This is a genomic window from Limosilactobacillus secundus (assembly GCF_020784695.1).
Classification (GTDB): Bacteria; Bacillota; Bacilli; order Lactobacillales; family Lactobacillaceae; genus Limosilactobacillus; species Limosilactobacillus reuteri_F.
The window spans coordinates 70,398-91,000 of sequence record NZ_JAJGUA010000026.1 but is presented as its reverse complement, the minus strand read 5'-3'; the positions used below and the strand labels follow the sequence as shown (position 1 = coordinate 91,000).

21 protein-coding genes are annotated in these 20,603 nt (G+C 39.5%); 20 read left to right on the top strand and 1 reads right to left on the bottom strand.

Going from position 1 to position 20,603, the window contains the following annotated elements; translation table 11 throughout:
- Nucleotides 1-80 precede the first annotated feature (80 nt).
- The 3 genes from rpoB (at nucleotide 81) to LMB57_RS03045 (ending at nucleotide 8,622) form a co-directional block, all read left to right on the top strand.
- Nucleotides 81-3,698, top strand: a complete 3,618-nt coding sequence (rpoB, locus tag LMB57_RS03055) for a DNA-directed RNA polymerase subunit beta (protein WP_003674901.1) — start codon at nucleotides 81-83, stop codon at nucleotides 3,696-3,698.
- 43 nt (nucleotides 3,699-3,741) lie between these two features.
- A complete protein-coding gene (gene rpoC, locus LMB57_RS03050) occupies nucleotides 3,742-7,377 on the top strand; it encodes a DNA-directed RNA polymerase subunit beta' (protein WP_078009234.1) in 3,636 nt (1,211 codons plus the stop codon).
- A 69-nt stretch (nucleotides 7,378-7,446) separates the two neighbouring features.
- Nucleotides 7,447-8,622: a DUF998 domain-containing protein gene (locus LMB57_RS03045; protein ID WP_229271875.1), complete on the top strand. Its 1,176-nt coding sequence runs from the start codon at nucleotides 7,447-7,449 to the stop codon at nucleotides 8,620-8,622.
- Between the two features lie 38 nt (nucleotides 8,623-8,660).
- Here LMB57_RS03045 and LMB57_RS03040 read toward each other — a convergent pair whose 3' ends face one another.
- Nucleotides 8,661-9,335 (bottom strand): prepilin peptidase, encoded by a 675-nt coding sequence (locus LMB57_RS03040; RefSeq protein WP_229271874.1) that lies wholly within the window; start codon nucleotides 9,333-9,335, stop codon nucleotides 8,661-8,663.
- Between the two features lie 267 nt (nucleotides 9,336-9,602).
- On the opposite strand from LMB57_RS03040, the gene rpsL reads away from it, so the two are divergent.
- The 17 genes from rpsL to rplX all read left to right on the top strand — a co-directional run bounded on the left by rpsL (nucleotide 9,603) and on the right by rplX (nucleotide 20,581).
- Nucleotides 9,603-10,022, top strand: coding sequence for a 30S ribosomal protein S12 (gene rpsL / locus LMB57_RS03035; protein WP_003664576.1), 420 nt, complete (start codon nucleotides 9,603-9,605; stop codon nucleotides 10,020-10,022).
- A gap of 20 nt (nucleotides 10,023-10,042) precedes the next feature.
- Nucleotides 10,043-10,513 carry a 30S ribosomal protein S7 gene (gene rpsG / locus LMB57_RS03030; RefSeq protein ID WP_003668788.1) on the top strand — a complete coding sequence of 157 codons (471 nt, stop codon included), beginning with the start codon at nucleotides 10,043-10,045 and terminating at the stop codon, nucleotides 10,511-10,513.
- 138 nt (nucleotides 10,514-10,651) lie between these two features.
- Nucleotides 10,652-12,739, top strand: a complete 2,088-nt coding sequence (gene fusA, locus LMB57_RS03025) for an elongation factor G (protein ID WP_003674892.1) — start codon at nucleotides 10,652-10,654, stop codon at nucleotides 12,737-12,739.
- Nucleotides 12,740-12,954: 215 nt separating this feature from the next.
- The gene (locus tag LMB57_RS03020) at nucleotides 12,955-14,241 is read left to right on the top strand and encodes an ISL3 family transposase (RefSeq protein ID WP_229271873.1); all 1,287 of its coding nucleotides are present in this window, start codon (nucleotides 12,955-12,957) and stop codon (nucleotides 14,239-14,241) included.
- Nucleotides 14,242-14,684: 443 nt separating this feature from the next.
- Complete coding sequence (gene rpsJ / locus LMB57_RS03015) at nucleotides 14,685-14,993, top strand: 30S ribosomal protein S10 (protein ID WP_003664569.1); 309 nt, start codon at nucleotides 14,685-14,687, stop codon at nucleotides 14,991-14,993.
- Nucleotides 14,994-15,041: 48 nt separating this feature from the next.
- Nucleotides 15,042-15,701 carry a 50S ribosomal protein L3 gene (rplC, locus tag LMB57_RS03010; RefSeq protein WP_003664567.1) on the top strand — a complete coding sequence of 220 codons (660 nt, stop codon included), beginning with the start codon at nucleotides 15,042-15,044 and terminating at the stop codon, nucleotides 15,699-15,701.
- A gap of 21 nt (nucleotides 15,702-15,722) precedes the next feature.
- On the top strand, nucleotides 15,723-16,346 hold the full coding sequence (gene rplD / locus LMB57_RS03005) for a 50S ribosomal protein L4 (RefSeq protein WP_003664566.1): 624 nt from the start codon (nucleotides 15,723-15,725) through the stop codon (nucleotides 16,344-16,346).
- Nucleotides 16,346-16,642, top strand: coding sequence for a 50S ribosomal protein L23 (rplW, locus tag LMB57_RS03000; RefSeq protein ID WP_003664564.1), 297 nt, complete (start codon nucleotides 16,346-16,348; stop codon nucleotides 16,640-16,642). The genes rplD and rplW overlap by 1 nt, the downstream gene beginning before the upstream one ends.
- 24 nt (nucleotides 16,643-16,666) lie before the next feature.
- Nucleotides 16,667-17,512, top strand: a complete 846-nt coding sequence (gene rplB, locus LMB57_RS02995) for a 50S ribosomal protein L2 (RefSeq protein WP_003664563.1) — start codon at nucleotides 16,667-16,669, stop codon at nucleotides 17,510-17,512.
- A gap of 40 nt (nucleotides 17,513-17,552) precedes the next feature.
- The gene (rpsS, locus tag LMB57_RS02990; RefSeq protein ID WP_003664560.1) at nucleotides 17,553-17,831 is read left to right on the top strand and encodes a 30S ribosomal protein S19; all 279 of its coding nucleotides are present in this window, start codon (nucleotides 17,553-17,555) and stop codon (nucleotides 17,829-17,831) included.
- Nucleotides 17,832-17,848: 17 nt separating this feature from the next.
- A complete protein-coding gene (gene rplV / locus LMB57_RS02985; RefSeq protein ID WP_003664558.1) occupies nucleotides 17,849-18,196 on the top strand; it encodes a 50S ribosomal protein L22 in 348 nt (115 codons plus the stop codon).
- Between the two features lie 12 nt (nucleotides 18,197-18,208).
- On the top strand, nucleotides 18,209-18,874 hold the full coding sequence (rpsC, locus tag LMB57_RS02980) for a 30S ribosomal protein S3 (RefSeq protein WP_003664556.1): 666 nt from the start codon (nucleotides 18,209-18,211) through the stop codon (nucleotides 18,872-18,874).
- A gap of 3 nt (nucleotides 18,875-18,877) precedes the next feature.
- Entirely contained in the window at nucleotides 18,878-19,312 is a 435-nt protein-coding gene (rplP, locus tag LMB57_RS02975) for a 50S ribosomal protein L16 (protein ID WP_003664555.1), read from the top strand.
- Nucleotides 19,302-19,508, top strand: coding sequence for a 50S ribosomal protein L29 (gene rpmC, locus LMB57_RS02970; protein ID WP_003664552.1), 207 nt, complete (start codon nucleotides 19,302-19,304; stop codon nucleotides 19,506-19,508). Before rplP ends, rpmC begins: the two co-directional genes overlap by 11 nt.
- Before the next feature lie 24 nt (nucleotides 19,509-19,532).
- A complete protein-coding gene (gene rpsQ, locus LMB57_RS02965) occupies nucleotides 19,533-19,799 on the top strand; it encodes a 30S ribosomal protein S17 (RefSeq protein WP_003664551.1) in 267 nt (88 codons plus the stop codon).
- 69 nt (nucleotides 19,800-19,868) lie between these two features.
- Nucleotides 19,869-20,237, top strand: coding sequence for a 50S ribosomal protein L14 (gene rplN / locus LMB57_RS02960; protein ID WP_003664550.1), 369 nt, complete (start codon nucleotides 19,869-19,871; stop codon nucleotides 20,235-20,237).
- Between the two features lie 35 nt (nucleotides 20,238-20,272).
- On the top strand, nucleotides 20,273-20,581 hold the full coding sequence (rplX, locus tag LMB57_RS02955) for a 50S ribosomal protein L24 (protein WP_003664549.1): 309 nt from the start codon (nucleotides 20,273-20,275) through the stop codon (nucleotides 20,579-20,581).
- Nucleotides 20,582-20,603 lie beyond the last annotated feature (22 nt).

The window sequence follows — 20,603 nt, the reverse complement described above, 5'->3', positions numbered from 1 at the left end:
TTTTTGCCCAAAAGTTGTATTTTGGGCAAATTGTAATCAAATTGTAATATTTAAATGAGCTCGCGGAATAAATTAGAGAGGTGAACAGTTTGGCTGGACATTTAGTTAAATACGGTAAACACCGTACCCGTCGTAGCTACTCGCGAATTAAAGAAGTTCTCGAATTGCCAAACCTTATTGAAATCCAAACCGATTCTTACAATTGGTTCATGGAAAAAGGTTTGCGGGAAATGTTTGATGATATTATGCCAATTGATGATTTTCAAGGAAAGCTTTCTTTGGAATTCGTTGACTATCAACTTTTAGAACCTAAGTATACTGTTGACGAAGCTCGTGAACACGATGCTAATTACTCAGCACCACTTCATGTTACGTTACGGTTAACTAACCATGAAACTGGTGAGATTAAGTCTCAAGATGTATTCTTTGGTGACTTCCCATTAATGACTGACCAAGGTACATTCATTATTAATGGTGCCGAACGGGTTATTGTTTCACAATTAGTTCGTTCACCAGGGGTCTACTATAGTGAAGAAAATGATAAAAATGGTCGGCCAAACTACGGTGCTACCTTTATTCCAAACCGTGGTGCATGGTTAGAATACGAAACTGATGCTAAGAATGTTTCATATGTTCGAATCGACCGGACTCGTAAGTTGCCGATGACTGAATTAATTCGTGCATTGGGCTTTGGTTCTGACGATGAAATTATTGACATGTTCGGTGGCGATAGTGAGACATTATCATTAACCTTGGATAAAGATGTTCACAAAAATGCTGAAGATTCTCGAGTTGAAGAGGCTTTAAAGGATATTTATGAACGGCTTCGTCCTGGTGAACCAAAGACTGCTGATTCAGCACGGAGCTTATTAACAGCTCGTTTCTTTGATCCAAAGCGTTATGATATGGCACCAGTTGGTCGTTACAAGACGAATAAGAAGTTAATGCTTAAGTACCGTTTACTTGGACAAACTTTAGCTGAAACTTTAGCCGATCCTGATACTGGTGAAGTATTAGCACAAAAGGGTGATACGGTAACTAAGGAATTGCTTAATAAGCTTGAACCTTACTTAGACCGTGATGACTTTAAGACTATTACTTACACCCCATCAGATGAAGCAGTTGTAACTGAACCAGTTAAGTTACAAAAGATTTTAGTATATTCTAAGACTGATCCTGATCGAGTTGTACCTATTATTGGTAACGGTCATATCCCATTAGAATACAAGCACATTGAACCAGCTGATATTCTTGCTTCCTTAAACTACTTCTTTAACTTACAAGAAGGTATTGGTAGTACAGACGATATCGACCACTTAGGTAACCGTCGTATTCGATCAGTTGGCGAATTACTTCAAAACCAATTCCGGATTGGTCTTGCACGGATGGAACGGGTTGTTCGTGAACGGATGTCAATTCAAGATCCTGACACTGTTACTCCACAGCAATTAATTAATATTCGGCCAGTGGTTGCTTCTATTAAAGAGTTCTTTGGTTCATCCCAACTTTCCCAGTTCATGGACCAAACTAACCCATTAGGTGAATTAACTCATAAGCGTCGTCTTTCAGCTCTTGGTCCTGGTGGTTTAACTCGTGACCGGGCTGGATATGAAGTGCGGGACGTTCACTATACTCACTATGGCCGGATGTGCCCTATTGAAACACCAGAAGGTCCTAACATTGGTCTTATTAACAGTCTTTCATCTTACGCACGAGTAAACAAATATGGATTCATCGAAACTCCATACCGTCGTGTTTCCTGGAAGGATCACAAGGTAACTGATAAGATTGATTACTTAACCGCTGATGAAGAAGATAATTTCATCATTGCGCAGGCTAACACACCATTAAATGATGATGGTTCATTTGTTGACGATCAAGTAATGGCTCGTGATAAGGATGACTACATCGAAACCAGTGTTGAAAACATTGATTACATGGATGTTTCTCCTAAGCAAGTTGTTTCTGTTGCCTCTGCATGTATCCCATTCCTTGAAAACGATGACTCTAATCGTGCCTTGATGGGTGCTAACATGCAACGGCAAGCTGTTCCTTTGATCAATCCTCATGCCCCATTGGTAAGTACTGGGATTGACTACAAGGCTGCCCATGACTCTGGGGTTGCAATGATTGCTAAGAAGCCAGGAACGGTTGAATATGTTGATGCTCGTGAAGTACGGGTTCGTGAAGAAGATGGAACACTTGATACCTACAAGTTAATGAAGTTCCGTCGTTCAAACGGTGGTAAGAACTACAACCAACGTCCGATTGTTAAAGTTGGTGAACACGTTGACGCTGATGATGTATTAGCCGATGGTCCATCAATGGAACAAGGTGAATTAGCTCTTGGACAAAATCCGTTAATCGCCTTCATGACTTGGCAAGGATACAACTTCGAAGATGCCATCGCTATTAATGAACGATTAGTTAAAGACGATGTTTATACTTCTATCCACATTGAATCATACGAATCTGAAGCACGTGAAACCAAGCTTGGACCTGAGGAAATGACGCGGGAAATTCCAAACGTCGGTGATGATGCGTTGAAAGATCTTGATGAAAACGGGATCGTTCGTGTCGGTGCTGAAGTTCATGATGGAGATATTTTAGTAGGTAAGGTTACTCCAAAAGGAATGACTGAATTATCTGCCGAAGAACGCCTTCTGCACGCTATCTTTGGTGAAAAGTCACGTGAAGTTCGTGATACTTCATTACGTGTTCCTCATGGTGGTGGCGGAATCATTCAAGATGTTAAAGTCTTCACTCGTGAAAATGGGGATGAATTATCACCAGGTGTAAATACAATGGTTCGTGTTTACATTGCACAAAAGCGGAAGATCCAAGTTGGGGATAAGATGTCTGGACGTCATGGTAACAAGGGTACGGTTTCTATCGTTGTGCCAGAAGAAGATATGCCATACATGCCAGATGGAACCCCTATTGATATTATGCTTAGTCCAATGGGTGTGCCAAGTCGTATGAACATTGGTCAGCTTCTTGAATTGCACCTAGGAATGGCTGCTCGTCGTCTTGGAATTCATATGGCTACTCCAGTATTCGATGGCGCATCTGATAAAGATGTTTGGGATGCTGTTCGTGAATCTGGATTCCCAGAAGACGGTAAGACAATTCTTTATGACGGTCGTACCGGTGAACCATTTGAAAATCGGATTGCTGTTGGTTCAATGCACTATCTTAAGTTAGCTCACATGGTTGATGATAAGATTCACGCTCGGTCAACTGGTCCTTACTCACTTGTTACTCAACAGCCATTAGGTGGTAAGGCACAATTTGGTGGACAGCGTTTCGGTGAAATGGAAGTTTGGGCTCTTGAAGCTTATGGTGCTGCCTACACTCTTCAAGAAATCCTTACTTACAAGTCAGACGATACTGTTGGTCGTGTTCGGACTTATGATGCAATCATCAATGGTCAACCAATTCCTAAGCCAGGTGTTCCAGAATCATTCCGTGTTCTTGTTAAGGAATTACAAGCATTAGGTCTTGATATGAAGGTTCTTGATGGTAACAACAAGGAAATTCAGTTAAAGAACATGGACGAAGATGACGATGAAGTTGTAAATGTTGATGCATTAGCTAAATATGCAGAAGAACATAAAACAGACGATAAGAAGAACGAAGAAGAAAATAAGTCTGAAGCAACTTCAACAACTACCGATGACAAAACTAATCAAAATTAATATTTAGGTTGCTACGGTTTACTGAAAGAAGGAGGAACATCCTTTGATTGATGTCAATAAATTTGAAAGTATGCAGATCGGTCTGGCATCTCCAGATAAGATCCGTAGTTGGTCATATGGGGAAGTTAAAAAGCCCGAGACTATTAACTACCGGACATTAAAGCCAGAAAAGCAGGGTCTGTTTGACGAACGAATCTTTGGCCCAACCAAGGATTACGAATGTGCGTGTGGAAAGTACAAGCGTATCCGTTACAAAGGTCGTGTTTGTGACCGTTGTGGTGTTGAGGTTACTAGTGCAAAAGTTCGTCGTGAACGGATGGGGCACATTGAATTAGCTGCTCCTGTATCTCACATTTGGTACTTTAAAGGAATTCCAAGTCGAATGGGACTTGTATTAGATATGAGTCCCCGTTCGCTTGAAGAAGTTATTTACTTTGCTTCATATGTTGTTCTTGATCCAGGTGATACTCCACTTGAAAAGAAACAACTTTTAACTGAAGCTGAATATCGTGATAAAAAAGCAGAATATGGTGACCGTTTCAAAGCTGAAATGGGAGCTGCTGCTATTCAAAAACTTTTAGCTGATGTTGACTTAGAAAAGGAAGCTGCTGAATTAAAAGAAGAATTGAAAGAAGCTACTGGTCAAAAACGGACTCGTGCTATTCGTCGTCTTGATATTCTTGAAGCTTTCATTAAGTCAGGAAACAAGCCTGAATGGATGGTTATGGATGTAATTCCAGTTATGCCACCTGACTTGCGGCCAATGGTACAACTTGAAGGGGGACGTTTTGCTACCTCCGATTTGAACGATTTATATCGGCGGGTTATTAACCGTAATAACCGGTTAAAGCGACTTCTTAAATTACAAGCACCTGGAATTATTGTTCAAAATGAAAAACGGATGCTTCAAGAAGCTGTTGATGCCTTAATCGATAATGGTCGCCGCGGACGTCCAGTAGCTGGACCAGGTAACCGTCCATTGAAGTCACTTTCTCACTTACTTAAGGGTAAGCAAGGACGTTTCCGTCAAAACTTACTTGGTAAACGTGTTGACTACTCTGGTCGTTCCGTTATTGATGTTGGTCCATCATTGAAGTTGAACCAAATGGGATTACCAGTTCCAATGGCACTTGAATTATTTAAGCCATTTATTATGCATGAACTGGTAAAGCGTGGTCTTTCCGCTAACGTTAAAGCTGCTAAGCGTAAGATTGATCGCAGTGATGATGATGTCTTTGATGTATTGGAAGACGTTATTAAGGAACACCCAGTTCTATTGAACCGGGCACCTACTCTTCACCGGTTAGGTATCCAAGCGTTTGAACCAATCTTGGTTTCCGGTAAGTCAATGCGTCTTCACCCATTAGTATGTTCAGCATATAACGCTGACTTTGATGGGGACCAGATGGCTATTCACGTTCCATTATCTGATGAAGCTCAAGCGGAAGCACGTTTGTTAATGCTTGCTGCTCACCATATTCTTAGTCCTCGTGACGGAGAACCTATTGTTTCACCATCACAGGATATGGTTATTGGTAACTACTACATGACTACTGAAGATAAGGGTCGTGAAGGTGAAGGAATGATCTTCAAGGATACTGATGAAGCTGAACTTGCTTACCGCAATGACTATGTTTCATTACAAACTCGTGTTGGAGTTCAAGTATCTGCGTTTCCTGAAAAGCCATTTACTGATGAACAACGAGGCAAGATCATGGTGACAACTGTTGGTAAGCTTCTTTTCAACCGAATTATGCCAAAAGATTTTGCTTACATTAACGAACCAACAGATGCAAATATTCAAAATGGTGTTGATGATCGTTTCTTCCTTGAACCTGGTCAAGATATCCATGAATATCTTGAAAATGCACCATTAGTTCCACCATTTAAGAAGGGCTTCTTATCTGACTTGATCGCTGAAGTATATAAGCGTTATAAAGTTACGAAGACTTCTCAATTCTTAGACCGTATTAAGGACTTAGGTTACTACGAATCAACTATTTCTGGTTTAACTACTGCTATGTCTGATATTCATGATTTACCAGAAAAACCAGAAATTCTTGATAAGGCACAAAAGCAAGTTGCTTTAATTACTAAGCAATTCCGTCGTGGGTTAATTACAGACGATGAACGTTATGAACGAGTAATCGGTGCATGGAACGATGCGAAGGATGAAGTTCAAAACAAGTTGATTGAACATATGGATATCCATAATCCAATTAACATGATGTCCGACTCTGGTGCGCGGGGGAACATTTCAAACTTTACTCAGTTAGCCGGAATGCGTGGATTGATGGCATCACCAAACGGTAAGATTATGGAATTACCTGTTAAGTCAAACTTCTATGAAGGACTTTCAGTGTTGGAAATGTTTATTTCATCACACGGTGCTCGTAAAGGTATGACTGATACAGCCTTGAAGACTGCCAACTCAGGTTACTTAACTCGTCGTCTGGTTGATGTTGCGCAAGATGTAGTTGTTCGTGAAAAAGACTGTGGCACTGATCGTGGACTTGAAGTTACTGCTATTACAAACGGTAACGAAATGATTGAACCACTTTATGATCGAATCATGGGCCGTTACACTATGAAGTCTGTCTTTGATCCTAAGACTGGGGAAAAGATTGTTGGTAAGAATGTCCTTATCAACGAAGAAATGGCTCAAAAGATTGTTGATGCAGGCGTAAAGAAAGTAACTATTCGTTCAGCATTTACTTGCAACACTGAACATGGTGTATGTGAACGTTGTTATGGACGAAATGCAGCTACTGGTGACCGTGTAGAAGCTGGTGAAGCTGTCGGAACGGTTGCCGCTCAATCAATTGGTGAACCAGGTACTCAGTTAACCCTTCGTAACTTCCACACTGGTGGGGTTGCTGGTAACGATGATATTACGCAAGGTCTTCCACGTATCCAAGAAATTGTTGAAGCACGTAATCCTAAAGGTCGGGCCACAATTACAGAGGTTACTGGTGAAGTTGTGTCTATCGAAGAAAATCCAGCTGAACGGACGAAGGATATTACGATTAAGGGTGAAACTGATACCCGAACTTACACCCTTCCAATTACAGCACGGATGAAAGTTGCTGAAGGTGATTTCATTCACCGTGGAGCACCACTAAATGAAGGTTCGATTGATCCTAAGGAATTAATCCAGGTTCGTGATGTTCTTTCTACTGAAACTTACCTCTTATCGCAAGTTCAAGGTGTTTATCGGATGCAGGGTATTGACTTGTTAGATAAACACGTTGAAATTATGATTCGTCAAATGATGCGGAAAGTTCGTGTCATGGATCCAGGTGATACTGACCTTCTACCGGGTCAATTAATGGATATCAGTCAATTCCGTGATGCTAACAAGGATACTTTAGTTGCTGGTAATATTCCTGCAACCGCTCGTCCTGTTATTCTTGGTATTACTAAGGCTGCCTTAGAGACAAACAGTTTCTTGTCAGCTGCTTCTTTCCAAGAAACTACACGTGTATTAACGGATGCTGCTATTCGTGGTAAGAACGATCCGTTGGTTGGATTGAAAGAAAATGTTATTATTGGTAAGATTATTCCTGCAGGTACTGGTATGAGTGCTTACCGGAATATCAAGCCAAAAGAAGTTAGTGTAGCTGCTTACTCAATTAAAGATATTGAGGCTAAGTTAAAAGAAGAAGATAAGCAAAACTAATTTATAAAAAAGGCAATGGTTAACCTGTGAAGGGGCCATTGCCTTTTTAGTTTAAAATGAGGTGATTATTTGGCAAAAAAATATCAGATAGAAATTCCTGACTCAGCATTTAAAAAGACAGATTTCTCTACCAATGAAGAACTCTCTCTTAGTGTTAACCATAAGCAAATTAACATCCGTCCAATAAATGTGAGTGATCAACTACCTAAAATTAACATTTTCTGGTATGTGATTCCTTCAATTATTTTAGCTGCAATATTTTTAGCTTTTTTTAGCGCTAAAAAAATTAACACAGTCCCGATAACAGGTGATGATTATTCCATTGCCAATGGTGCTTTAATCTTAGGAGTATGTAGTGGAATTCTATCGTTTTTGATAACTTTTATTATTACTAAAATTCTCGGAAAAGGGCCTAGCAAAGATTTTCATTGGCGGAGTTTGCCAACAATTACGATTGCATGCGGCCTAATCATTGCATTTTCGCTATCGGCAATTTTTTGGCTGTTCGGTCAGATGTTTAAGGATGCGCGGTTTGATATTTATACAGCAACTGCTTTTATATTTGTGATTATTGCGGCAATAAACTATATTATGATTAATTTAGCGTTAACATTATCATCGGGAGTTATCACCAATTTATTAACAATAATGATTATTGGTGGAATGCTTTTTTCAATGTTGACGAATTCTAAACGAGACTGGTGGCGTTATAATTTCAGTTTTTTAGGAACAGCGAAAAATTCCACAAGTCTGCAATTTAATATAACTTTGATTTTTACCGGATTGTTAATGATTGCTTTAGTTGATTACTTATTTGTAAATATTCAACGTCGGTATCACGGTTATAAAATTCAAGTATTGCGGTGGCTGTTAATTATGTTAGCTATCTGTATTGCTTCTATTGGCCTTTTTCCCAATAATCCAGAATTTCATGTTTTACATGACCGAATTTCAATGTGGCTTGTGTATATTATGCTAATTCTGATTGTAGTTATTAGGTGGGTTCTACCTGAAGTTACTAAACAATTTTTGGTGATTTCTTATACGATTGGAGCCGTAATGAGTATTGAATATATTGTTTTTAAGTTAACAAACTATCTTTCCTTAACAGCATTCGAATTGTTTGAATTTGGCTTAGCCTTTTCTTGGTTGCTTTTATTACTACAAAATATTGAAAATCTCGCTCAATTTGGGCAAAACTTATTTGTAGTAAAACTCAAACCGGTAAAAGATGATACTAATTAAACATTGTAAAAGACTAGGGTATCCTGGTCTTTTATTTTTTAACAGCCTTGTATAAAAAGACACAGAATAGTAACAAGGGATAGGGCGGGGATAAATGGTAGTTTCTTTTTTCTTGTAAATACAAAGATAAATAGCATGATTAGAGAACTCCATTGGATAATTAAGAGTGTTTGATACCATCCCCATATCAGACATGTTACAAACAAAAACTCAATATCACCAATTCCTAGTGTCTTAGTAAAAGTAGCAAACAATAGTAAACTGACTACTAGAATGCAGGCAAAAACCAAATTGTAAAAATAATTTTGTGGAATAGATAGTAAGGCAATCGGAACCAATCCCAATAGTGAATAAGAATAGATTACATGACTAAAAAAATCAGTAGAAGTTAAAAAGATTAAGCTAGTGAGAAAGAGAAGAATAATTAAGTCATGAATAGGTTCATAAATGAGGAAAGTAGTGAAAGCAATACCAGATAAAAACTCAATTACTGGCAAATATAAACTGATTTTTTGTTTACAATAAAAACATTGACCGCGAAGGATGATAAAACTAAAAATAGGGATAAGATGCCACCATCGCAAAATAGAATGGCAATTATCACAATATGATCGCTGAGGAATGGTTAAAGAGTGGTTATTACCAAGACGATAGCAACAAGAAGTAATAAATGAAGCGACAGAAGCCCCAAATAAAAATGATAAAAATAACATAAAAAACCTCCCAATAAATAAATACGTGATTTTTAATGAAATTCACTTTTAAATTAACGATTTAAAAGAAATCGATGAGGATACGTTGACATTCATTTGTGAGCATGATAATCTATTTAAGGTGCTTTTTTAGCAACGGAGTGTCTGTCGTTGGGCAGATGCGTCAACGAAGGCACAAAAATTGTATAAATACATACAGGTCTTTTTTTATTCATAAAAAAGAACCGCCTGGATGTGTGGACTTAAATTAAGGAAGGGGAAAAAATAATGCCAACCATTAACCAATTGGTACGTAAAGGCCGTAAGAGCCACAAGGGCAAGTCAAAGTCACCAGCTCTTGGTTATGTTTACAACACTTTCAAGAAAGAAGAAATTAAGACTCCATCACCACAAAAGCGTGGAGTTGCTACTCGTGTGGGTACTATGACTCCTAAGAAGCCTAACTCAGCTTTACGGAAGTACGCCCGTGTACGTCTTTCAAACTTAATCGAAGTTACTGCTTACATTCCTGGTATTGGACACAACCTCCAAGAACACTCAGTTGTTTTAATTCGTGGTGGTCGTGTTAAGGATTTACCTGGGGTTCGTTACCACATCATCCGTGGTACTCTAGATACTGCTGGTGTTGAAGGCCGTATGCAATCACGTTCTAAGTACGGTGCTAAGAAGCCTAAAGATAAGAAGTAATTTTAAGGAGGAGTTAAGTAATGCCACGTAAAGGACATGTACAAAAGCGTGAAATTTTACCAGATCCAATGTACAACTCAAAGTTGGTTACTAGCTTAATTGATCACTTAATGATTGATGGTAAGCGTGGAACTGCTACTAAGATTTTATACGCTGCTTTTGATGAAATTAAGAACGAAACTGGTAATGATCCAGTTGAAGTATTCCAACAAGCAATGGAAAATGTTATGCCTGTCTTGGAAGTTAAGGCTCGTCGTGTTGGTGGTTCTAACTACCAAGTTCCGATTGAAGTTCGTCCAGACCGTCGTACTACATTAGGTCTTCGTTGGATTGTTCAATACGCACGTTTGCGCGGTGAACATACAATGGTTGAACGTCTTGCACGTGAAATCATCGATGCTTCAAACAATACTGGTGCTTCAGTTAAAAAGCGTGAAGATACGCACCGTATGGCAGAAGCCAACCGTGCATTCGCACACTACCGCTGGTAATAATCACTGTCATTTGATTCTGGTTATTTAACTAGTTTCAGTGAAGGGGTGACGTTAAAACATCGATTACGTCACCCCTTTTTGAAAATAATGGTAAAATAAGTATAACCATATTTCGGAAGGAGATACTCTTTTAAGATGGCTAATAAACGTGAATACCCACTTGCTAAAACTCGTAACATCGGTATCATGGCACACATCGATGCTGGTAAGACGACTGCAACTGAGCGGATTCTTTACTATACTGGTAAAATCCACAAGATTGGTGAAACCCATGATGGTGCTTCACAAATGGACTGGATGGATGAAGAAAAGGAACGTGGTATCACTATTACTTCTGCAGCTACAACTGCTGTTTGGAATGACCACCGTATCAACATTATTGATACTCCAGGACACGTGGACTTCACTGTCGAAGTTGAACGTTCACTCCGGGTTCTTGATGGTGCCGTAACTGTTCTTGATGCGCAAGCTGGTGTTGAACCACAAACTGAAACCGTTTGGCGTCAAGCTGATGACTTTGATGTTCCTCGGATTGTTTTTGCTAACAAGATGGACAAGGTTGGGGCTAACTTTGATTATTCTGTTCAAACTATTAAAGACCGTTTGAACGTTACTCCTCTCCCTATTCAAATGCCAATTGGTGCTGAAGATGACTTTATCGGTTTAGTTGACCTTGTTAAGATGGTTGCCTATGTTTATGACGAAGATAAGCTCGGTACTAACTGGGATACTGTTGAAATTCCTGATGATATGAAGGAAGAAGCTCAAAAGCGTCATGACGAAATGGTTGAAACATTAGCTGATATTGATGATAACTTAATGGAAAAGTACCTTGAAGGTGAAGAAATTTCTGTTGACGAAATCAAAGCAGCTATTCGTAAGGGTACTTTGGAAGAAAAGATCTTCCCTGTATTAGCTGGTTCAGCTTACAAAGATAAAGGTATCCAAATGATGCTTGATGCTGTTATCGATTACTTACCATCACCACTTGATGTTAAGCCTTTTGTTGCACATGATGCTGAGGGTAATGAAGTTGAATTAACTGCTGGAGACAACAAACCTTTCGCTGCTTTAGCATTTAAGATTGCTACTGACCCATTTGTTGGTCGTTTAACATTCTTACGTGTCTACACTGGTTCACTTCAATCAGGTTCATATGTTCTTAATGCCACTAAGGATAAGCGTGAACGTGTTGGTCGTTTACTTCAAATGCACTCTAACCAACAACAAGAAATTCCAGAAGTGTTCTCTGGTGATATCGCTGCCGCTATCGGTTTGAAGAATACTACTACTGGTGATTCTTTAACTGATCCTGACAATCCACTTCAACTTGAATCCATGGACTTCCCAGAACCAGTTATTCAAGTTTCTGTTGAACCTAAGTCTAAGGCTGACCAAGACAAGATGGACAAAGGACTTCAAAAGCTTGCTGAAGAAGATCCAACTTTCAAAGCTGAAACTAACCCAGAAACTGGTGAAACATTAATCGCTGGTATGGGTGAATTACACTTAGACATCATTGTTGAACGTCTTCGTCGGGAATTCCATGCTGAAGTTACTGTTGGTAAGCCACAAGTTTCCTACCGTGAAGCATTTACTAAGCAAGCAAGTGCTCAAGGTAAGTTCGTTCGTCAATCTGGTGGTAAAGGTCAATATGGTGATGTATGGATCGAATTTACACCACTTAAAGAAGGGGAAGGATTCGAATTTGAAGATGCCATCGTTGGTGGTGTTGTTCCTCGTGAATTTATTCCTGCTGTTGAACAAGGATTAAAGGAAGCTATGCAAAATGGTGTTCTTGCAGGTTACCCACTTGTTGACATGCATGCTAAGCTTTATGATGGTAGTTACCACGAAGTCGACTCTAGTGAAGCTGCCTTTAAGGTTGCAGCATCATTAGCACTTAAGAATGCTGCTAAGAAAGCTGATCCTGTTATCCTTGAACCAATTATGAAGGTTGACATTGTTGTACCACAAGACAACATGGGTGATGTTATGGGTCAAGTAACAGCTCGTCGTGGTACCATTGATGGTATGGAAGAACGTGGTAATGCTCAATTAATCCACTCATTTGTTCCACTTTCTGAAATGTTTGGATACGCTACTGCATTGCGTTCAGCTACTCAAGGTCGTGGTACCTTCACTATGACTTTCGATCACTACTCAGCTGTTCCTAAGTCTGTTCAAGAAGATATTATTAAGAAAAACGGTGGCAATAACTAATTATTGACATTGTGATCTCAAGTCCATTAAAAGGCTACAGTTTGATTACTGTAGCTTTTTTTAGTAATAAAAAATTCGGTTCTACAATATCTGGTGTTGATATAGAAATATCACTTTCTATACCAATATCAGATTTTTGCTTTTTAAACTAAAAAAGAGGCATGCCCTCTGATACAATGAAATCGCCAAATCACATAGTAAAGAAGGTAACCTCCATGGATAATGATACAAGAATTCTCCTCAATTTAACAGACCCTCATTTAAATTTTCCTCATCATTGGCTTAAATATAAATCAATTAAAAAAGTTCGGGTGGCACAAATATCCTGTACCCTTTCTTATACACCACGGGCTTGTCCAAATTGTGGAGTCATTAATCGTGGTCAAATCTTAAAATATGGTTTTTATCAAGCTAAACACAAATATGGACAATTTAGGGCTCAACCATTGATATTGCTTGTTAATACCCAACGTTTTCAATGTCCTGACTGCCATACAACATTTAATGCGACTAGTTATCTTTTTGAAAAGCAACGGACAATTAGTCGTGATTTAAGGTGTGAAGTTATTCTTCGATTAACGCGAATTCAAACAATTAAAGATATTGCCCATGACTTGTTTATCAGTGAAGCTTCGGTCCAGCGGGTCCTTTTGGACCTCGCCGATCAATATAAACCGAATTTAAATTATCTACCAGAAACATTATGTATTGATGAATTTAAATCAATGCGGAGCGCTAAAGGCAAGATGAGTTTTATTGCTGTTGATGGTGATCGAAGTTGTTTATTTGAACTCCTTGAAGATCGGCGATTACGTAGTTTATTTAAACACTATCAACAGTTTACGCGTCGCGCTCGTTGCCGAGTGAAATATCTAGTGATGGATATGAACGCTGCTTATGATCAACTAGTTAAAACAGTTTTTCCTTGTGCTCAAATTATTTATGATCGCTTTCATATTGCCAAACACCTTAATGACACGATGAATCATGTGCGAATTCATGTCTTTAACCGTTTGCGAAAAGGCGATTCAGTGGAGCAGAAACAAGCTCGGCGGCTTAAACGTTATTGGCGGCTATTTCATCAAGATCGGGAAAATTTAAGTACAAAATTTTATTACGAAGGACGATATTTTAATCGCGTTGTTAATTCAATTATGATCTTAGACTTAATGTTAGCGTATGACCGAGAGTTAAGAGCCACCTATAATTTTATTCAATCCTTGAAGCGTGCTTACAATCAACGTGATTTTACAACTTTCTTTCAATTGCTTAAACTTCGGCCAGACAGTGTCAGCCATTATACAATCCACCGTTGTCAGGTTTTAGCGCGCTATAAAGAGGGAATTAAGCGAGGCTTTGAGACGAAGTTCTCAAATGGTCGAACCAAAAGGATTAATAATCGAATTAAAACTATCAAACGAGTTGCCTGTGGTTATCGTTACTTTACGGCATTTAAAACTCGAATTTATTTAATTATTGGCCACCAAATTCAAACTAACTAAAAAGAACCGCCACGAATGACGATTCTAACTAGACCAATTTAATTGGCGAAGATTCATATTTGCGTATCAACACTACTTGACGTAGAGCCAAAAATTCAAAAGGCATTTTAATGAGTTTTATCAAAAGGAATAAATTACTTTTTAGTACATTAGAAAAATTAATGGTATTTTCGTATCGATAATTTCTAACTAACTTAGAAAAAATTTTACAAAAATATTTCAATTGAAAATATTCTAAAATTTCCCTTGATCTAATTACGTTTCTTTAGTATTATGGATAGGTGCTTGAGCTTTGGAGGTAGATTTGCCTTACCCCCTATTAAGTGAAAGCTGCGAAGCGTTGATGCGGAAGGTTGCGACACACCCGGCCGCTTTGCCACAGGATGTGGCGGTAATTTCCGCGGAGCTAGTCAAATTTCAAATCTGACGAAGGAGGGAACATAATGGCAAAACAAAAGATTCGTATTCGGTTAAAGGCTTATGAACACCGTATTTTAGATCAATCTGCTGATAAGATTGTTGAAACCGCTAAGCGGACAGGTGCTCAAATTTCAGGTCCTATTCCGTTACCAACTGAACGGACTATCTACACTGTTATCCGTTCACCACACAAATTTAAGAAGTCACGGGAGCAATTCGAAATGCGCACTCACAAGCGTTTAATCGATATTGTTGACCCAACACCTAAGACCGTTGATTCATTAATGAAGCTCGATCTTCCTAGTGGTGTTGATATTGAAATCAAGCTTTAATTGTTAGAATAAGAATAATACATAAAACATAAAATTGGAGGTGTACTCATGACCAAAGGAATCTTAGGTAAAAAGGTTGGAATGACTCAAGTATTCACTGACAATGGTGAATTAGTTCCAGTTACTGTTATCGATGTTACACCAAACGTTGTAATGCAAATTAAGACCGTTGAAAACGATGGTTACAGTGCTGTACAACTTGGTTTTGATGACAAGCGGGAAGTTTTGAGTAACAAACCTGAACAAGGTCATGCAGCAAAAGCAAACACGACCCCTAAGCGCTTCATCGGTGAAATCCGCGACGCTGAATTAGGGGACATTAAAGTCGGAGACGAAGTTAAGGCTGACGTTTTCGCAGAAGGTGAAACTGTCGACGTTACGGGTACTACCAAGGGTCATGGTTACCAAGGTAACATCCATAAGGATAACCAATCTCGTGGACCTATGGCACACGGTTCTCGTTACCACCGTCGTCCTGGTTCATTGGGTGCCATTATCAACCGGGTTTTCAAAGGTATGAAGCTTCCTGGTCGTATGGGTGGCAAGACTGTTACCATGCAACACTTACAAGTTGTTAAGGTTGACCTTGACAACAACGTATTACTCATCAAGGGTAATGTTCCTGGTGCAAACAAGTCTTACGTAACTATTAAGAACTCAGTTAAGGCTAATACTAAGAAGAGCCTTAGCAAACAACACAATAAATAAGAAGAAAGGAGGAAGTAAATAATGACTAGCGTTAATTTGTATAAACAAGATGGTAGCCAAAACGGTACGGTTGAATTAAACGATGCAGTATTTGGTGTTGAACCAAATGAAAATGTTGTATTTGATGCAATTTTGCGTCAACGTGCTTCATTACGTCAAGGTACACATGCTGTAAAGAATCGTTCTGCAGTTAGCGGTGGTGGTAAGAAGCCATGGCGTCAAAAAGGTACTGGTCGTGCCCGTCAAGGTTCTATCCGGTCTCCACAATTCCGTGGTGGTGGTATTGTTTTTGGACCTACTCCACGTTCATATAAGTACAGCCTTCCTCGTAAGGTTCGTCAACTTGCAATCAAGTCTGCCCTTTCCCAAAAGGTTCTTGATAACAGCTTTGTAGTAGTTGATGCATTAAACTTTGATGCACCAAAGACAAAAGAATTCGCTGATGTTATGGGTAACTTAAACGTTGCTGAAAAGACATTAGTTGTTGTTACTGATGACGACAAGAATGCTGCTTTATCAGCACGTAACTTAGCTAATGCTACAGTTGTTACTCCAGCAGGTGTTAACATCTTGAACGTTGTTGATAACCAAAAGATTGTTATCACTAAGTCAGCTCTTTCTCAAGTAGAGGAGGTGCTCGCATAATGGAAGCACGCGACATTATTTTACGTCCAGTAGTTACTGAAGCTTCAATGGCTGGTATGGACAACAAGCGTTACACTTTTGATGTTGATTTACGAGCAACTAAGACACAAGTTAAAAATGCTGTTGAAGAAATTTTTGGCGTTAAAGTTGTAAAAGTTAACATTATGAATGTAAAAGGTAAGTTAAAGCGCCAAGGTCGTTACGAAGGATACACTAAGCGTCGTCGTAAGGCTATTGTTACTTTATCTGCCGATTCAAATGAAATTAAGTTGTTTAACGACAACAACGAAAACTAATCATTAAAAAAGGAGGAAAAAACAGTGGGAATTCGTAAATACAAAGCAACCACCAACGGTCGCCGTAACATGAACGGTTACGACTTCGCTGAAATCACGAAGACAACACCTGAAAAGTCATTATTGGCTCCGTTAAAGCACACTGCTGGTCGTAACAGCTATGGTCACATTACTGTTCGTCACCGTGGTGGTGGTACAAAGCGTCAATACCGTATTATTGACTTTAAGCGAATTAAAGATGATGTTCCAGCAACTGTTAAGGCAATTGAATACGATCCAAATCGTACTGCAAATATTGCTTTACTTGTTTACGCTGATGGTACTAAATCATACATCATCGCACCTAAGGGCTTGAAGGTTGGTATGACCGTTCAATCTGGTCCTGATGCTGATATCAAGGTTGGTAATGCTCTTCCTTTAAAGAACATTCCAGTTGGTACTGTTATTCACAATATTGAATTAAAACCAGGTAAGGGTGGTCAACTTGCTCGTTCAGCTGGTGCCTCAGCTCAATTACTTGGTAAGGAAGAAAAATACGTATTAGTACGTCTTTCTTCTGGTGAAGTTCGTATGGTCCTGGCTACTTGCCGTGCTACTATCGGTACTGTTGGTAATGATGAACACGCCTTGATTATTAAAGGTAAGGCTGGTCGTACTCGTTATGCTGGTCAACGTCCACACGTTCGTGGTTCTGTTATGAACCCTAACGATCACCCACATGGTGGTGGTGAAGGTAAGCAACCAGTTGGTTTACCATCTCCTCTTTCTCCATGGGGTAAGAAGACCGTTGGTAAGAAGACCCGTTCACACAAAGCTCGTTCAAACAAGTTCATTGTTCGTGGTCGGAAGCGCGGTCCACATACTCGTTAATATTTATATACGTTCTAATACCCGAGAGGAGGTACACTAAATGGGTCGTAGTTTGAAAAAAGGACCTTTCGCTGATGCTTCATTACTGAAGAAGGTTAAGGAGCAAGAAGGTTCTGAAAAGAAGACTGTCATCAAGACATGGTCACGTCGTTCTACCATTTTCCCAAGTTTTATTGGTTACACATTTGCAGTATATGATGGTCGGAAGCACGTGCCAGTTTACGTACAAGAAGACATGGTTGGTCACAAGTTAGGTGAATTTGTTCCTACTCGGACTTTCCATGGTCATGCTTCTGATGACAAGAAGACAGGTAAGTAAGGAGGGTGAAATAACATATGGCTGAAAACATTACGTCAGCTAAGGCTACTGCCAAGATGGTACGGGTTTCTGCTCGTAAGGTTCGTCTTGTATTAGATGCCATTCGTGGCAAGAGTGTTGCCGAAGCATTTGCTATTTTGAAGTTCACCCCTCGTGGTGCCGCTTCAGATGTTGAAAAAGTATTAAAATCTGCTGTTGCAAACGCTGAAAACAATTTCGACTTAGATCGTGCTTCATTGGTTGTAAGTGAAGCCTTTGCTAACGAAGGACCAACTCTTAAACGGTTCCGTCCTCGTGCTAAGGGTTCTGCTTCTCCAATTAACAAGCGGACTAGTCATATTACAGTGGTTGTTACAGAACGATAGGAGGAATGAATAGTGGGTCAAAAGATCAATCCTAATGGTTTTCGTGTTGGGGTCATTCGTGATTGGACTGCAAAGTGGTACGCTGACAAGGACTTTGCTGATTACCTTAACGAAGACCTTCGAATCCGTAAGTATATTGAAAAGCGACTTGCTGATGCCTCTGTATCAACCGTTGAAATTGAACGTGCAGCTAACCGCGTAAACGTATCAATTCATACTGCCAAGCCAGGAATGGTTATTGGTAAAGGTGGTTCAGAAGTTGAAGCACTTCGTAAAGAACTTAACAAGTTAACTGGTAAACGTGTTCACATTAACATTGTGGAAATTAAGAAGCCAGATTTAGATGCTCACCTTGTTGGTGAGAGTATTGCACGGCAATTAGAAGCTCGTATTGCTTTCCGTCGTGCTATGCGTGGAGCTATGCAACGTGCTATGCGTGCCGGGGCTAAAGGTATTAAAACTCAAGTTGCTGGTCGTTTGAATGGTGCAGATATGTCACGGATCGAATCATACTCAGATGGTACGGTTCCATTGCATACACTCCGTGCTGATATCGATTATTCTTGGGACGAAGCTAACACTACATACGGTGTTCTTGGTGTAAAGACTTGGATTTACCGTGGTGAAGTACTTCCTACTAAGAAGAACTCAAACAATGATGAACAAGGAGGGAAGTAACACATGTTAGTACCAAAACGTGTAAAGCACCGTAAGGTTCAACGTGGTCATATGCGCGGTGAAGCTAAGGGTGGTAAAACTGTTACTTTTGGTGAATTTGGTTTACAAGCTCTTGATTCACATTGGATTAGCAATCGTCAAATTGAAGCTGCTCGTATCGCTATGACGCGTTACATGAAGCGTGGTGGGAAAGTTTGGATTAAAATCTTCCCACAACTCTCATACACTAGTAAAGGTGTTGGGGTCCGGATGGGTAACGGTAAAGGTGCTCCTGAAGGATGGGTTGCTCCAGTAAAACGTGGCAAGGTAATGTTTGAAGTAGGGGGCGTTTCTGAAGAAGTCGCTCGTGAAGCTTTACGTCTTGCCGGTCACAAGTTGCCAGTTCGCACTAAGATCGTACAACGTGAGGAAGTAGGTGGACAATCTAATGAAAAGTAAAGATTATGTACAAGAACTGAATGGATTAACCACTGATAAGCTACTTGACCGTGAAAAGGAACTGAAGGAACAATTGTTTAACTTACGTTTCCAATTAGCAACCGGCCAGTTGGAAAATACTGCAAGTCTTAAGCAAGTACGCAAAGATATTGCACGGGTTAAGACAGTTCTTCGTCAACAAGAATTAAACAAATAAGAATACGAAAAGGAGGATTAGCGCATGAGTGAAGAACGTAATGCACGTAAGGTTTACCAAGGCCACGTTGTTTCTGATAAAATGGATAAGACTATCACTGTTGTAATTGATACTTACAAGAGTGCACCTATCTATGGTAAGCGTGTTAAGTACTCAAAGAAGTACTATGCTCACGATGAAAACAACGAAGCTAAGACCGGCGACACTGTACAAATTATGGAAACTCGGCCATTATCAGCCAAGAAGCGTTTCCGTCTTGTAAAGATTGTCGAAAAAGCTGCTACCCTTTAATTTAGCAGATAACTCTAAAAATTATTCGTATTCTAATTCTTATTTGTAAATGGAAGGAGGACATTAACCGTGATTCAACAAGAAAGTCGGTTGAAGGTCGCTGATAACTCCGGTGCTCGTGAAATCTTAGTTATTAAGATTTTAGGTGGTTCCCGAGTTAAAACAGGTAATATTGGTGACATCATTGTTGCTACTGTAAAGCAGGCAACACCAGGTGGCGTTGTCAAAAAGGGTGACGTTGTTAAGGCCGTTGTTGTACGGACTAAACATGGTATTCACCGTAAGGATGGTTCATACATTAAGTTTGATGAAAATGCCGCTGTTTTAATTAACAACGACAAGAGCCCTAAGGGTACCCGTATTTTTGGCCCAATCGCTCGTGAGCTTCGTGGAGACGACTTCATGAAGATCGTTTCATTAGCTCCAGAAGTTCTCTAAAGATTTTACCGAAAATAAGGAGGTGCACAATCAACATGTTCATTAAAACAGGTGATAAGGTTCGCGTAATCGCTGGTAAGGATAAGGGCAAAGAAGGTACTATTAAAAAGGTACTTGCTTCTCAAAACCGCGTTATCGTTGAAGGTGTAAATATTGTTAAGAAACACCAAAAACCAAGCAACTCAAATCCTAATGGTGGCGTTATTGATACAGAAGCTGCAATTAATGCTTCAAACGTAATGCTGATTGATCCTTCAACAAATGAACCAACTCGTGTAGGTTACAAGTTCGTTGATGGTAAGAAGGTTCGTGTTGCGAAGAAGTCAGGTAAGACACTTGACTAATTTTTAAGGAAGGGAGGAATAA

Excerpts from the sequence above, each read along its gene's own strand:
- LMB57_RS03040 (WP_229271874.1), bottom strand. The coding sequence starts at position 9,335 with ATGTTATTTTTATCATTTTTATTTGGGGCTTCTGTCGCTTCATTTATT.
- rpsL (WP_003664576.1), top strand. The coding sequence starts at position 9,603 with ATGCCAACCATTAACCAATTGGTACGTAAAGGCCGTAAGAGCCACAAG.
- rpsG (WP_003668788.1), top strand. The coding sequence starts at position 10,043 with ATGCCACGTAAAGGACATGTACAAAAGCGTGAAATTTTACCAGATCCA.
- fusA (WP_003674892.1), top strand. The coding sequence starts at position 10,652 with ATGGCTAATAAACGTGAATACCCACTTGCTAAAACTCGTAACATCGGT.
- LMB57_RS03020 (WP_229271873.1), top strand. The coding sequence starts at position 12,955 with ATGGATAATGATACAAGAATTCTCCTCAATTTAACAGACCCTCATTTA.
- rpsJ (WP_003664569.1), top strand. The coding sequence starts at position 14,685 with ATGGCAAAACAAAAGATTCGTATTCGGTTAAAGGCTTATGAACACCGT.
- rplC (WP_003664567.1), top strand. The coding sequence starts at position 15,042 with ATGACCAAAGGAATCTTAGGTAAAAAGGTTGGAATGACTCAAGTATTC.
- rplD (WP_003664566.1), top strand. The coding sequence starts at position 15,723 with ATGACTAGCGTTAATTTGTATAAACAAGATGGTAGCCAAAACGGTACG.
- rplW (WP_003664564.1), top strand. The coding sequence starts at position 16,346 with ATGGAAGCACGCGACATTATTTTACGTCCAGTAGTTACTGAAGCTTCA.
- rpsS (WP_003664560.1), top strand. The coding sequence starts at position 17,553 with ATGGGTCGTAGTTTGAAAAAAGGACCTTTCGCTGATGCTTCATTACTG.
- rplV (WP_003664558.1), top strand. The coding sequence starts at position 17,849 with ATGGCTGAAAACATTACGTCAGCTAAGGCTACTGCCAAGATGGTACGG.
- rplP (WP_003664555.1), top strand. The coding sequence starts at position 18,878 with ATGTTAGTACCAAAACGTGTAAAGCACCGTAAGGTTCAACGTGGTCAT.
- rpmC (WP_003664552.1), top strand. The coding sequence starts at position 19,302 with ATGAAAAGTAAAGATTATGTACAAGAACTGAATGGATTAACCACTGAT.
- rpsQ (WP_003664551.1), top strand. The coding sequence starts at position 19,533 with ATGAGTGAAGAACGTAATGCACGTAAGGTTTACCAAGGCCACGTTGTT.
- rplX (WP_003664549.1), top strand. The coding sequence starts at position 20,273 with ATGTTCATTAAAACAGGTGATAAGGTTCGCGTAATCGCTGGTAAGGAT.